The sequence below is a fragment of the Roseivirga sp. genome, from assembly GCF_049099775.1.
In the GTDB taxonomy this organism is placed as follows: domain Bacteria; phylum Bacteroidota; class Bacteroidia; order Cytophagales; family Cyclobacteriaceae; genus Roseivirga.
In genome coordinates, this window is the sequence record NZ_JAGDZM010000004.1 from 406,827 (window position 1) to 419,484 (window position 12,658).

At 39.7% G+C, this 12,658-nt stretch carries 12 protein-coding genes; 5 read left to right on the top strand and 7 right to left on the bottom strand.

What is annotated here, in order from left to right; all coding sequences use genetic code 11:
- Nucleotides 1-37 precede the first annotated feature (37 nt).
- The 3 genes from JXQ92_RS06230 to JXQ92_RS06240 are packed head-to-tail and all read right to left on the bottom strand — an operon-like array spanning nt 38 to nt 2,049.
- On the bottom strand, nt 38-763 hold the full coding sequence (locus JXQ92_RS06230) for a hypothetical protein (RefSeq protein ID WP_421985733.1): 726 nt from the start codon (nt 761-763) through the stop codon (nt 38-40).
- The gene (locus JXQ92_RS06235; protein ID WP_421985734.1) at nt 764-1,510 is read right to left on the bottom strand and encodes a hypothetical protein; all 747 of its coding nucleotides are present in this window, start codon (nt 1,508-1,510) and stop codon (nt 764-766) included.
- A complete protein-coding gene (locus JXQ92_RS06240; RefSeq protein WP_421985735.1) occupies nt 1,507-2,049 on the bottom strand; it encodes a hypothetical protein in 543 nt (180 codons plus the stop codon). The genes JXQ92_RS06235 and JXQ92_RS06240 overlap by 4 nt, the downstream gene beginning before the upstream one ends.
- Nucleotides 2,050-2,172: 123 nt before the next feature.
- On the opposite strand from JXQ92_RS06240, the gene JXQ92_RS06245 reads away from it, so the two are divergent.
- Nucleotides 2,173-3,072, top strand: coding sequence for a Ppx/GppA phosphatase family protein (locus tag JXQ92_RS06245; protein ID WP_421985736.1), 900 nt, complete (start codon nt 2,173-2,175; stop codon nt 3,070-3,072).
- A gap of 57 nt (nt 3,073-3,129) precedes the next feature.
- Here the strand turns inward: JXQ92_RS06245 and gyrB are convergent, their stop codons facing one another.
- Nucleotides 3,130-5,088: a DNA topoisomerase (ATP-hydrolyzing) subunit B gene (gene gyrB, locus JXQ92_RS06250; protein WP_421985737.1), complete on the bottom strand. Its 1,959-nt coding sequence runs from the start codon at nt 5,086-5,088 to the stop codon at nt 3,130-3,132.
- Between the two features lie 110 nt (nt 5,089-5,198).
- Nucleotides 5,199-5,564, bottom strand: coding sequence for a CoA-binding protein (locus JXQ92_RS06255; protein ID WP_421985738.1), 366 nt, complete (start codon nt 5,562-5,564; stop codon nt 5,199-5,201).
- A gap of 102 nt (nt 5,565-5,666) precedes the next feature.
- On the opposite strand from JXQ92_RS06255, the gene JXQ92_RS06260 reads away from it, so the two are divergent.
- Nucleotides 5,667-6,887, top strand: coding sequence for a DUF255 domain-containing protein (locus JXQ92_RS06260; RefSeq protein WP_421985739.1), 1,221 nt, complete (start codon nt 5,667-5,669; stop codon nt 6,885-6,887).
- Here JXQ92_RS06260 and JXQ92_RS06265 read toward each other — a convergent pair.
- Together JXQ92_RS06265 and JXQ92_RS06270 are read right to left on the bottom strand one after the other, a co-directional pair.
- Nucleotides 6,884-8,464, bottom strand: a complete 1,581-nt coding sequence (locus JXQ92_RS06265; RefSeq protein WP_421985740.1) for an NAD(P)/FAD-dependent oxidoreductase — start codon at nt 8,462-8,464, stop codon at nt 6,884-6,886. The genes JXQ92_RS06260 and JXQ92_RS06265 overlap by 4 nt on opposite strands.
- A 47-nt stretch (nt 8,465-8,511) precedes the next feature.
- On the bottom strand, nt 8,512-9,480 hold the full coding sequence (locus tag JXQ92_RS06270; RefSeq protein ID WP_421985741.1) for a tryptophan 2,3-dioxygenase family protein: 969 nt from the start codon (nt 9,478-9,480) through the stop codon (nt 8,512-8,514).
- A gap of 63 nt (nt 9,481-9,543) precedes the next feature.
- Here JXQ92_RS06270 and JXQ92_RS06275 point away from each other — a divergent pair, with 63 nt between their 5' ends.
- The 3 genes from JXQ92_RS06275 to surE all read left to right on the top strand — a co-directional run bounded on the left by JXQ92_RS06275 (nt 9,544) and on the right by surE (nt 12,637).
- A complete protein-coding gene (locus JXQ92_RS06275) occupies nt 9,544-10,758 on the top strand; it encodes an acyl-CoA dehydrogenase family protein (RefSeq protein ID WP_421985742.1) in 1,215 nt (404 codons plus the stop codon).
- Between the two features lie 10 nt (nt 10,759-10,768).
- Nucleotides 10,769-11,659, top strand: a complete 891-nt coding sequence (locus tag JXQ92_RS06280; RefSeq protein ID WP_421985743.1) for an alpha/beta hydrolase fold domain-containing protein — start codon at nt 10,769-10,771, stop codon at nt 11,657-11,659.
- Between the two features lie 144 nt (nt 11,660-11,803).
- The gene (gene surE / locus JXQ92_RS06285; protein WP_421985744.1) at nt 11,804-12,637 is read left to right on the top strand and encodes a 5'/3'-nucleotidase SurE; all 834 of its coding nucleotides are present in this window, start codon (nt 11,804-11,806) and stop codon (nt 12,635-12,637) included.
- The last annotated feature ends 21 nt before the right edge of the window (nt 12,638-12,658 follow it).

Below are 12,658 nucleotides of genomic sequence, written 5' to 3' on the forward strand. Positions count from 1 at the left end.
AAAGAATAAAATGATTCTAGAAGAACCGAAAACAAAATTATTTCAGATTAATGACCAGTTTAATATTAAGATTAGTCGAGAGAAGAATTTCATCGATGTCTTCACTATAAAACACACCGAAAGACTGTTCGTAGCCAATTGGCTTCCTATCATCAGGCCTTAAAGAACGACTCATAAACCCTATAGCCCAGTTAACTTCAAATCCAACTGGGTTTACGATGTCCACCTCAAAACCTACATTCAGTCGTGCCCCAATATCTCGCTGATTAATACCATAGGTTACCCTTTGAAAGTAATCACAATCATTACCACAATCGAATCTAAAGGTTCTTGTCCGATCGAAATTTATATTATTAAAAAACGCTTCGAAACCAACGTAGGGTCGTACACTTGAACCGGGCTGATCATCACCACTAAGGATGTTAAACAAGGAACCAAGAGCACCTGCGTTAAGTTGATAACTCTTTAGCATAACAGAACTCTTAAAGCCAGATTTATTGGCAAAATAAAGTGCATCGTCGTCAAAGGAGTTCTTGTTGGCTACAATGCCTAAAGAGTAATCGAGTGCCAAGCTTTCAGTAAGCCGGTGCTCCAAGCCTATGGCATAGGCCTGAAATCTCCAAAGTAATTGGGAGGGAATGAGTTTCAGCGCCAACGCCGGCCCCTGATCTGTGGTAGAGTCTTCTTGAACAAAGTAATCCTTTTGAGAAAAGGCTGAAAAACTAATAAAAAGTGTAAGCGCTATGAGCAACGACTTTTTCATCTAGTTAGTCGTAAAGCTACCTAATACACCAGTCAATGAAGTATCGCTATATGAAACGTTATATATGCCTTCACTAGTTCTAACGATCAAATAGCCTCCGTTAACGATAATATCGAGTGGTATGGCACCGTCTATTGTTAGGAAATCCATTTCCGTCAGGTTACCTTCTGAATTGAAGCTATACATGGTTAAACCGCCTTTTTCACAAACAAATAGAAATGAACCCCTAATGGCAAGTCCAAATGGCGATTGGGTATCATAAACGCGTAAAACTCTAGGGTTGGCAATGTCTGAAATATCGATGGCCTCTAGCAAATCTTCTGACCCTGCTCGGCAATCCGTAACTTTCAAGGTTGAAAACGCAATTCCATTTGAAGCCACCACAGGGTCGCAAGCCGTTAAATGATCATAAGTTGAAAGTACTGAAAGCAAACCTTCTGAATCGAAACCTAGAAAGTAAACGGCATTAGAACTGCCGATCAAAATTTTATCCTCATAAGGAAATATAGTTTCTAGCTGTCTAAAAATTTGAAGTGTATTCTTTTCCGATAGTTCACCTGAAGACAGAATATCGAACTGTTTCACTTCCGACCCATTTAATACAATTACTTGGTTATTCGAAATTGTGAACTTGGCGAGCGACCCTCCAACTCCTGTTCCAGATAAATTCGGTGAAAAATCAGAACTATCTTCTCCACATGCAAAGACTAAGACGAGCAATAAAAAAACAACGATCTTTTTCATCATCTAAAGCATTTTGGTGAATTGATTGTTGTAAGCGTCCATCCGATGATTTTCCCTTTTGAAAAATCAACGCATTCGAAGAAGTATCCTTCTAATGGAGGAACAACCGTTTCCTCTCCATTTGTATTCAGTACATCTTCATTACGAGAGATCACTTGAACATTGTCAGGATCACTCACGTCAATCGCTAAAAGCGAATTGTATTGATTTACATAGACAATTCCATCTCTTAAAACCATATTTTCACTTCCCTGGACTGTTAAAAATCCACGAGCTATTGGGTTTGATGGATCAGCGTTATCAATGACATGAATTCCCTTTCCAACATCATTCATAAGCAATAAATCTCCCAATAGGTATATCTGACCTGGGTCTTCTACTTCACGTGCCCCAACAAGTCCAATAGAATTATCCGGATCGCTCAAGTATACCGGCTTATAACCAACCACCTCTCCTTTTGGAAAGTCCGGCAGGGTACTTTCGATACAACCAACGCTTAAAAAACAAAGCAGAACGATAAACAGATATACAGGTTTTGTCATGTGTTATTAGTGTGTTTTATTTAAATATATGCAAATGCAACAACATTGCAATGACCTAATTCTTGTAAATAGTTCGCTGACTTATTCTCAACGTTTATCTAACTTGTCATAAAAGAGAAAAGATTGAAGCTTGCCGCAATAGATATTGGTTCGAATGCTATTAGATTTCAGGTTACTAATGTGATCCGTTATAAGGATCAACTCTCCTTTAAAAAACTCGAATACATACGTTTCCCCTTACGATTGGGTAATGACGTTTTTAAGTATAATGAAATTCGATCGGACAAAGCAGATCGCTTTTTCAGGCTAATGAATGCCTTTAAACAACTAATCGATCTTTATGAAGTAGATGACTATTATGCTTGTGCTACATCAGCCATGCGCGAGTCTGAAAATGGAAGGGCACTTGTTGCGAGGGTGAAACAGTTGCTTGACTTAACTATCCACATTATTGATGGCAATGAAGAGGCCAAATTTATCAATAACATTATCCTTAAAAACTTAAGTAATGGCAATTACTTACACATCGATGTAGGTGGTGGTAGTACTGAGCTAAACGTAATTCAAAATAAGAAAACCATTTGCTCTAAATCATTCAAATTGGGTTCTGTCAGGACATTAGAGGCAAAAGACTCTAAAAATGCAATTACGGAAATGAACCAATGGATTCAAGATAATACTGAACCACTTCAGCAAGGGATAACGGCAATTGGAACCGGCGGAAATATTCAGAAGCTCTACGAATTGTCAGAACGTAATGGGAAAACTAGGGCGGCGAATTATAATGATCTCGTCGATACTCAGACTTTTCTAAATGGCTTATCTGCGGAGGAAAAAATGAATCAACTGAAGCTTAATAGCGATCGTGCCGACGTAATTGTTCCTGCGAGTATTATCTATCTAGAGGCTATGAAAGCGGCCCAGGCCGAAGAAATATTAGTTCCAGACGTAGGCCTGAAAGATGGAATTATGCAAATGTTATATGAAAAGCATTTGCCAGATGCACTTTTAGATTTTAAATAAAAAAGGGAAGCCATTGCTTCCCTTTTTTATTCTATTTCTTGCGTTAAGGTCTAATTTTTAGACATCAACTTTTGCATACTTAGCGTTTTTCTCAATGAACTCTCTTCTTGGAGGAACCTCATCGCCCATAAGCACTGAGAACAAGTGATCAGCTTCTGCCGCAGAATCGATGGTTACTTGTTTTAAACTTCTATTAGCCGGAGCCATAGTCGTTTCCCAAAGTTGTTCTGGATTCATTTCTCCAAGACCTTTGTATCGTTGAATATTTACCGATTCTTCTTTGCCCTCTCCTGCCATTTCTCTTGTAAGAATAGCCCTTTGAGCCTCATCCCAACAATAACGTTGATCTTTACCTTTCTTGAGTAAGTATAGCGGTGGTAGCGCAATATATAAGTAACCAGCGTCAATAAGCGGTCTCATATATCGGAAGAAGAAAGTCAAAATTAGGGTTCTAATGTGACTACCATCAATATCAGCATCCGTCATTATGATTACTTTATGATAACGCAGCTTTTCCATGTTCAAGGCCTTATCATCCTCTTCTGTACCAAAAGTCACTCCCAAAGCCGTGATCATATTCTTGATCTCGTCATTGTCGTAAATCTTGTGCTCTTGAGCTTTCTCAACATTCAAAATTTTACCTCTTAAGGGTAAAATTGCCTGAAAGTTTCTATCACGGCCTTGTTTTGCCGATCCACCAGCGGAATCTCCCTCTACTAGATAAATCTCACAAACCGCAGGATCTTTTTCTGAGCAATCGGCAAGCTTACCTGGTAAACCTGTACCTGAAAGTACATTTTTACGCTGAACCATCTCTCTTGCTTTTCTAGCGGCATGACGTGCTTGTGCTGCTAAAATTACTTTTGAAACGATCTGCTTGGCGCTCTTCGGATGCTCTTCTAAGTAGATACCTAAAATTTCTCCTACAGAGCTTTCTACAGCACCTGATACTTCAGAGTTCCCTAGTTTCGTTTTGGTTTGCCCTTCGAATTGTGGTTCTGCAACTTTTACAGATATAACAGCTGTTAAGCCTTCTCTAAAATCATCTCCACTAATATCTATCTTTACTTTGTCTAGCAAGCCAGACTTATCAGCATAAGATTTTAAAGTCCTTGTAAGCGCTCTTCTAAAACCGGAAACGTGGGTTCCACCTTCTATTGTATTAATGTTGTTTACATAACTCACTACATTTTCCGCGTAGGAAGTGTTATAAGTCATGGCTACTTCTACAGGAACACCATTTTTTTCGCCTTCGACAAAAATGGGAAGCTCAATAAGGCTTTCACGTGTTTCATCTAGGTATTGAACAAATTCAGTCAAACCGCCTTCCGAATGGAAAGCATCGCTTCTAGGATTACCATCCTCGTCTAACTCTCTTTTATCTTCTAGGTTAATCTGAATCCCAGAATTCAAGAATGAAAGCTCTCTTAAACGAGAAGCTACTGTTTCGTATCGGTATTCACTAACTGTAAAAATGCTCGTATCTGGTAAAAAATGAACTCTAGTACCACTATTCGTAGCGGTACCAGTTTCTTTTACCTTATACTTTGGAATACCCATAGAGTATTCTTGCTTAAATTCTTTGCCTTCTCGGTGAACGGTTACCTCCAACATAGAAGAAAGTGCATTTACACAGGATACACCAACACCGTGTAGTCCACCCGATACTTTGTAGGTATCCTTATCGAACTTACCACCGGCATGAAGTACTGTCATAACAACTTCTAAGGCAGAACGCTGCTCTTTGGGGTGCATTCCGGTAGGAATACCTCTACCATTATCTTGAACAGTAATGGAATTGTCTGTTTCTATAGTAACTGAAATAGTATCACAATGCCCTGCAAGTGCTTCATCGATAGAGTTATCGACTACTTCCCAAATCATGTGGTGAAGACCTTTAATGCCAACATCTCCGATGTACATGGCTGGTCTTTTTCTTACTGCTTCTAACCCTTCTAAAACCGTAATATTACCGGCAGAATAATCTTGGTTCTTATTCGCTTTTTCTTCGCTCATAAATCTTTTAAAAACAAAATTCTATAGGACCTGATCCGATCTTAGATATCATCGAAAAATAGTAGGTCTCATTGGCCCTAAAATGATCTTCAAATATAAGTAAAAAAAGCTTAGTAAACGCCTGTTGAAAGCATAACTAAAGTACAAGCTTCCAGACATTCTATACCAGACTTTTTGGCCATCGATTTAAACTCTTGATTTTCAGTGCCCGGATTAAAAATAATGCGTTTCGGTTTCAAAGAAATCATATAGTCATACCACATTTTTTGTCTAATTGGGTTAATGTAAAGGGTAATTGTATCTACATCTGTAATATTTGGTTTGTCATTTACATTCAGAATTTCATGACCTAAAACCTGCCCCTCTTGAATTCCCATGGGGACAAATTCAAAGTCATTATCAGACAACATGGTAGCGGCCTGATATGCATAGCGATGTGGCTTTGGTACGCTGCCTATAATTACTGTTTTACCCATTAACTTATTTTAACCGTTGTTAGAACTAATTATACCTATTTTTGCCGGTGAATATAATCAACATGCTTCAGGTACGTTGGTGTAGAAACGATTAAAAAAGTCATGAAAGTTCATTTGATTACATTCTTACTCCTTTTCAGCGGCATTTTGCTAGGAAATGAGCAGTTAGAACAGATAGCTTTTACTACAATAAAAAACAATCAGGAATGGAACGCGGCTTTTGAAAAGGCCAAACGTGAAGGTAAACTAGTCTTTGCTGACGTTTTTACTGACTGGTGCTCCTATTGCAAACAACTGGACGAAGAGGTTTATACCAATCCCAAGGTAATCTCCTTCTTCAATGAGAATTTCGTCAATATTAAATTAGATGCGGAATCTGATTTTGGCATTCCTCGTGCCGATCAGTTCGGAATCTCCGACTATCCTACACTTCTCTTTCTTACGGAAGATCAAGAAATATTTCAAGCTTTAACGGGCTTTCTTCCAGCGACTGCACTTAATGCTTATGGGCAAGAATTTCAAAGAATGTGGTCGATATTACCAGCGCTAGAAGAGAAGTATGATTCTAAAATCATCACTAAAGATGAAAGACTAGAACTCATTAGTATTCTGGAAGTTAAAGATCAAAATAAAGCCAGGGAAATTGCGCAGGAATATATTACATGGCTTAGGCCTGAAGACTACCTTGATATTGAAACAGTTTGGCTAATTTCTAGGTATGAAAACCAAGTTACTGGCAGCACCTTTCGGTACATGAAAGCCAACAAAGAGCTCATGATAGAGACACATGGAATTAACGAATTCAACGACTACATGAGTGCGGTTTATAATGACAACCTTCAGTTAGCCATTAAATACGGAGACGCTGATATTCTGAATAAACTGGTGATCGATGTACTACCCGAGTTTTTAGATGCGGCACAATTGCCAAAGGCGAGATATACAACAAAGGCACTGTACTACGCCCAACGAGAGGAATTCGACGCTTTTAAGCTTGAAGTCAATTCCTACATGAACAACCATCTAGCAAGAACCGAAAAAGCAGATTTTGCACTTAACACGACTTACGACATTATTGAGAACTACCCCAGTGAAGACATGTATCAGTTTACATCTTCTTTGCTTGGTCAGGCAATAGCCGAAGAAGATAAAAACTTCGAATTGAATTCTATCATGGGTTATACCAAAGGACTTTTAGGTGACTACAAAAGCGCCTCAGAGTACTTAGAAAAAGCGAAAACACTCGCAACAGGCGCTGAGGAACTTGCGCTTTTAGATAGCCTTTTCGAAGCAGTTAAAATGATGAAAGAGGGGCTTTACTAAGCCTTTACTTTACCATAGGCTGCAATTAATTGATCGGCACATTTTTCTCCATCCATAGCGGCAGATAATATTCCACCCGCATAACCGGCACCTTCCCCGCTGGGAAATAAACGCTTAATTTGGACGTGCTCACAAGTCTCTTTATCCCTAGGAATTCTCACAGGTGAGGATGTTCTACTTTCCACACCTACAATCTGTGCCTCGTTGGTTAAGTAACCTTTCATTTTCTTGCCAAAAGCTCTGAGCGCTTGTTTCAATCGATGATGAACATCGGGCGGTAAAACCTCACTCATATCAGCCGATACTAAGCCGGGTTGATACGAAGTATCATTCAGCGTGCGCGACACGTGACCATTAATGTAATCAGACATTTTCTGTGCTGGTGCAGCTTGCGTGCCTCCAGCGATTGCACAAGCACGCTGTTCGACTTCCTGTTGGAAGGCGAGCCCGGCCAGTGCTCCATGTTGCTGATAATCAGCCAAATCTTCTAACTCAACCGCCGTTACAATACCTGAATTGGCAAATTTGGAGTCACGCCGTGAAGGGCTCATGCCATTTGTAACTACCTCTCCTGGAGCGGTGGCACTTGGCACCATAAAACCACCCGGACACATACAAAAACTAAAAACACCACGTTGTTTACTTTCGAAATTCGTTTGATGCACCAGTGCATATGATGACGCCGGCAGCCATGGGCCTCTATCGGTTGGGCAATGGTATTGAATTTTATCAATGAGTTCTTGTGGATGCTCAATCCGTACACCGAGTGCAAAAGGTTTTGCCTCTATCAGTACTTTATTTTTGTCAAGCAGTTTAAAAATATCTCTCGCAGAATGGCCTGTAGCCAGAATTACGCCTAAGCCCTCAACCTGAGAACCATCTTCCAGCACCACGCCTTTCATCTCTCCTTCCTTTACAGTAAAGTCAGACACTTTTGTATCGAAGTGGATTTCTCCGCCTGCATTTAGAACTGATTCCCTAATCTCCTGAACAACTTTAGGTAACTTATTCGTACCAATATGAGGATGCGCATCAACTAAGATATCTTCCGTAGCACCATGCGCCACCAATATTTCCAGTGATTTCTGGATATCTCCTCGCTTTTTAGAACGTGTGTAGAGTTTACCATCAGAATAAGTACCTGCCCCGCCTTCTCCAAAACAATAATTCGAATCAGGGTTTACAATATGATCTTTGTTAATAGCAGCAATATCACGTCTGCGCTTCTTTACATCACTCCCACGTTCTATTACAATGGGCTTGTAGCCTAACTCTATTAGGCGTAGAGCTGCAAACATCCCAGCTGGTCCAAAACCGACAATAACCACTGGTTCTGCGTTAGTCACATCCGGATAATCTCGCTTATAGGAAATAAGCGGTGGCAAATCTTCTTTTACTGATATTAATGCCTGAATGTTAATTTTAACCCTTTTAGAACGTGCATCAATTGATCGTTTCAAAGGACGAACTTCTGCAGAAGGATCTTGAATGTGAGCCCTCTTTAGAATTACTTCCTCAAATACCTCAGGATTGTATGCTTCTTCTGGGGTTAGCGTGGTCTGTATGGTTTTCTGCATAATTTGGCTTTGCCAGTTATTTGTTATTGGTTATCAGTGATTAGCAATTAATGCTGACCAGCCAATTGTTTCATTACCCAGTGTTTTCCCCATTCTGTTTTTTCTTGGTCTGTCCAAAGCTCAGGGAAGAAAATAATACCTTGAAAACGTGGCGGAAGATACTTCTGCCAATTTGTACCTCCAGTAGCAGCTATATCTTCGGGGTCTTTTTGTAAGTAGCGAACAGCCGATCTGTAATGTGCCAAAGGCCAATCTACGTTGGCCAATAAATCGAATCGACGAAGTTCTTCTTTCAGGGCGTCACTTCCTTCATTATTTGAATAATGTTCTTTGTACGCATGGTAGAAGTTAGTTGTCTTTACATCGCTCGCTAAATGGAGAAATTCCGTTGAATATTTATCTTCAAAATGCTCTAGTGTCAACGTTTTTTTACCAGATTTAAGCTCGGTAGCACCTGTTTTCCAATAGATGGCCTCGTACAATTCTTCGGTAGACGATTCTTCGGAATACTGATCTCTGATGTTTTTATTAACCAGATTATACATATCAGTCGCACTTATTTCAATCATCCGATATTGGCCTGACTGAAAGCCAGAAGATGGTAATAGCGACATCCTGAATTTTAGGAATTGCTCCTTCTCCATCCCGTCCGTCATCATGTTAAACGAAAGACACAAATGCTCAAAATAACTATTGATACGTTTCAAGCGAGCCACAAAGAAGTCAGCATCAGGATGTTTTAATGCATGAATCTGCTTCATTTCCCATAAAGTAAGCTTAAAGTAGAGTTCCGTAATCTGATGATAGATGATGAAAATCATTTCATCAGGGAAGTCGGTTTTAGGTTGCTGAAGGCCCAAAAGAGAGTCTAGGTTGATATAATCCCAATACTTTAAAAAATCTGCATGAAGTAAACCGTCCAGATACGAAGACATATCTTGACCCATTGCCTCATATTTCTCTTCCAGCTTCTTAATTCTGTCAATTATATTTTGGTCGATTTCCGAGTTGTTCATACGTTTGCATACATTAAAAAGTGGGCTAAAATTGACCACATTTAATTCAGAAACCAAATTCCTATGAGCACTGATTCTTCTTCAAAAATTCAAAAATCCGCTAAACAAGACGTTTTTGAGCATCCTGATTTCTATGTGATGGACGACTTGCTCACAGAAGAGCACAAAATGGTGAGAACTGCCGTGCGCGACTTCGTTAAAAGAGAAATTTCTCCTTACATAGAAAGCTGGGCTGAAAACGCTCATTTCCCTTATGAAATCGTTAAAAAGTTTGGTGAAATTGGAGCATTTGGACCTCAACTTCCAACCGAATATGGTTGTGGCGGAATGGACTACATTTCCTACGGTATCATTATGCAAGAAATTGAGCGCGGCGATTCTGGCATGCGTTCTACTGCCTCTGTGCAAGGTTCTTTAGTGATGTACCCTATTTATAAGTTTGGTAACGAAGAACAACGCAATAAATACCTACCGAAACTCGCTTCTGGGGAGTGGCTAGGTTGTTTTGGATTAACAGAGCCAGACCATGGCTCTAATCCATCTGGTATGACAACCAATTTTAAAGATATGGGCGACCACTATCTATTGAACGGTGCGAAAATGTGGATCTCAAATTCGCCTAAAGCTGATGTAGCGGTGGTTTGGGCGAAAAGTGAAGAAGGTCGTATTCACGGACTGATCGTTGAACGTGGTATGGAAGGGTTCTCTACGCCAGAAACCCATGGAAAATGGTCGTTGAGAGCCAGTACCACTGGTGAACTTGTTTTCGATAATGTGAAAGTGCCAAAGGAAAACTTACTTCCTAATAAAAGTGGCTTAGGCGCTCCGATGATGTGCCTTGATTCTGCACGTTACGGTATTGCATGGGGTGCGATTGGTGCCGCTATGGACTGTTATGAATCTGCAAGAAGGTATTGTGCTGAACGTATCCAATTCGACAAACCTATTGGTGCATTCCAGTTACAGCAAAAGAAATTATCTGAAATGTTGACCGAAATTACTAAAGCGCAACTACTCAACTTGCGTTTAGGTCAACTCTTCAACGAAGGAAAAGCCACTACCCCACAAATATCGATGGCGAAACGTAATGCAGTTGAAGTAGCACTAAATATTGCACGCGAAGCTAGGCAAATACACGGTGGAATGGGAATTACAGGCGAATACCCAATGATGCGCCATATGGCCAATTTGGAATCTGTAGTAACTTATGAAGGAACACATGATATACACCTGCTAATTCTAGGTGCAGAAATTACCGGCATACCAGCTTTTAAGTAAATCATAGCCATTGAAGAAATTCTGTCGCTTGTCAATAATCTTTTTTCTGAGCCTAAGTAGTGCTTTTGCTCAAAACAGAATATTCAAGGATCTTTCTTACATAAATAAAGGAAAAGTAGTAAACGACAGCCTTCAAAGGCTCAGCTTAGTCATACCTTCATCTACCAAAGACGCCCCACTGTTAATATGGATTGGTGGTGGCGCATGGTCTTATGTAAACCACAATCAAGAACTGGGTATTGCGCAACAATTTGCTTCTGAAGGAATAGCTGTGGCCAGCATTGGCCATCGTTTGAGCCCTGCCACCTGGCAAGATCCTAAACGAGATCAGGGAGTTCAGCATCCGGCCCATGTAGAAGATATCGCCGCCGCCGTTAAGTGGTTATACATGCACGCGGCAGACTATGGATTCAGTAGAGAAAAATTCTTTATTGGTGGATTTTCATCTGGTGGACATTTAGCGGCTTTGATAGACTTGAATGACAAGTACATTAAAGCACAAGATCTTCCTGAAGATATTTTCAAAGGAATTATTCCCATTTCTGGTGCCTATGATATCGCAAATTATCATGAGGTTTTTAAAAATGGATCTCAACCAGAGTTGGCAGAACTCCATGTAGAAGCAGTTTTTGGAAATACCCAAGAAGCATTTGCCGAGGCTTCTCCTATGACTTTTTTAGACAATCTATCTACCCCCTTGCTTATCATGAGCGACGGAACTGTTGACCAATACACTAAATATTTTGTAACGGCTCTTCTGAAAACAGATTTTAAGGACTTTGACGTGATTTATGCTAATGAACTTACGCATACAGACCTTTGGAAAAACCTTGCCAAACCCGACAGCAAATATCGTAAACCGATTATACGCTTTATTCAAAAGGAATTGAATAAGCTATAGTCCCCCATCCTTCTTGTTTTGTTTTGGTACAAGCCGAAAATTTGACGACCTATCTAAGATTATGGGCTAGGCTAGTATGTCTCAATTGTCAAACAAATACCATTGCTTACAATGATTCAATGTTAAAATGACTATCATTAATTCATGAAAAAATTCTTTAGCCCTTTTCTAACACTAACATTTCTCTTTGTTTTCAGTCTAAATTCAGTAGGACAAACTTATCGGATCTTAATATCAAACGATGACGGTATCGAATCACCACTGTTAGAAAGTCTATATAATGAAATTCAAGCACTCCCTAATGTAGAAGTGATTATTGCTGCGCCAAGGCTTAATCAATCCGGCGCAAGTCATTCTACCGACTCAAGAGCTACTACAGTTGAGAAATTATACAAAAACAGTTCGTTTTTTGGTTACGCTGTTGGGGGCCGCCCTTCAGATGCGGTTAGATACGGCATTAAGGTTTTAGGAAAGGAAAAACCTTTTGATTTGGTAGTATCAGGGATTAATCAAGGAGCGAATGTTGGCAACATTGCACACATGTCTGGAACAGTCGGTGCTGCCATGGAGGCCCTTTACTATGGTATTCCTTCAATAGCAGTCTCTCAAGAACGATACGGAGTAAACACAGAGTTATCAGCAAAATTCGTTTCTCAATTGATTATAAAATATCAGAAAGAAGGCGCACCAAAAGGCGTAGTAATCTCAGTCAATATCCCTTCCGGAGAACCAAAAGGAGTTGCTATTAGACCTATGGGGGACTATTATCTGAAAAGGGAATTTCAGAAAACAGAAGAACTGGATAACAAAATGAAATATGAAGAAAAATATAGTATCAGGAAATCAACCGATACAGAATCAGATACTTACGCCTATCAAAATGGTTATATAACAATAACGCCACTAAAATTTGATTGGACCGAATATAAGTTATTGGATAGGCTTGAATCTTGGGACTTGAAAGTCATTAAAAACTGATTAATGGACAGGAAACCTTAT

What these genes read in the sequence shown, in the direction of transcription:
- JXQ92_RS06235 (WP_421985734.1), bottom strand. Translation starts at nt 1,510, where the DNA reads ATGATGAAAAAGATCGTTGTTTTTTTATTGCTCGTCTTAGTCTTTGCA.
- JXQ92_RS06275 (WP_421985742.1), top strand. Translation starts at nt 9,544, where the DNA reads ATGAGCACTGATTCTTCTTCAAAAATTCAAAAATCCGCTAAACAAGAC.
- JXQ92_RS06230 (WP_421985733.1), bottom strand. Translation starts at nt 763, where the DNA reads ATGAAAAAGTCGTTGCTCATAGCGCTTACACTTTTTATTAGTTTTTCA.
- gyrB (WP_421985737.1), bottom strand. Translation starts at nt 5,088, where the DNA reads ATGAGCGAAGAAAAAGCGAATAAGAACCAAGATTATTCTGCCGGTAAT.
- JXQ92_RS06265 (WP_421985740.1), bottom strand. Translation starts at nt 8,464, where the DNA reads ATGCAGAAAACCATACAGACCACGCTAACCCCAGAAGAAGCATACAAT.
- JXQ92_RS06270 (WP_421985741.1), bottom strand. Translation starts at nt 9,480, where the DNA reads ATGAACAACTCGGAAATCGACCAAAATATAATTGACAGAATTAAGAAG.
- JXQ92_RS06260 (WP_421985739.1), top strand. Translation starts at nt 5,667, where the DNA reads ATGAAAGTTCATTTGATTACATTCTTACTCCTTTTCAGCGGCATTTTG.
- surE (WP_421985744.1), top strand. Translation starts at nt 11,804, where the DNA reads ATGAAAAAATTCTTTAGCCCTTTTCTAACACTAACATTTCTCTTTGTT.
- JXQ92_RS06240 (WP_421985735.1), bottom strand. Translation starts at nt 2,049, where the DNA reads ATGACAAAACCTGTATATCTGTTTATCGTTCTGCTTTGTTTTTTAAGC.
- JXQ92_RS06255 (WP_421985738.1), bottom strand. Translation starts at nt 5,564, where the DNA reads ATGGGTAAAACAGTAATTATAGGCAGCGTACCAAAGCCACATCGCTAT.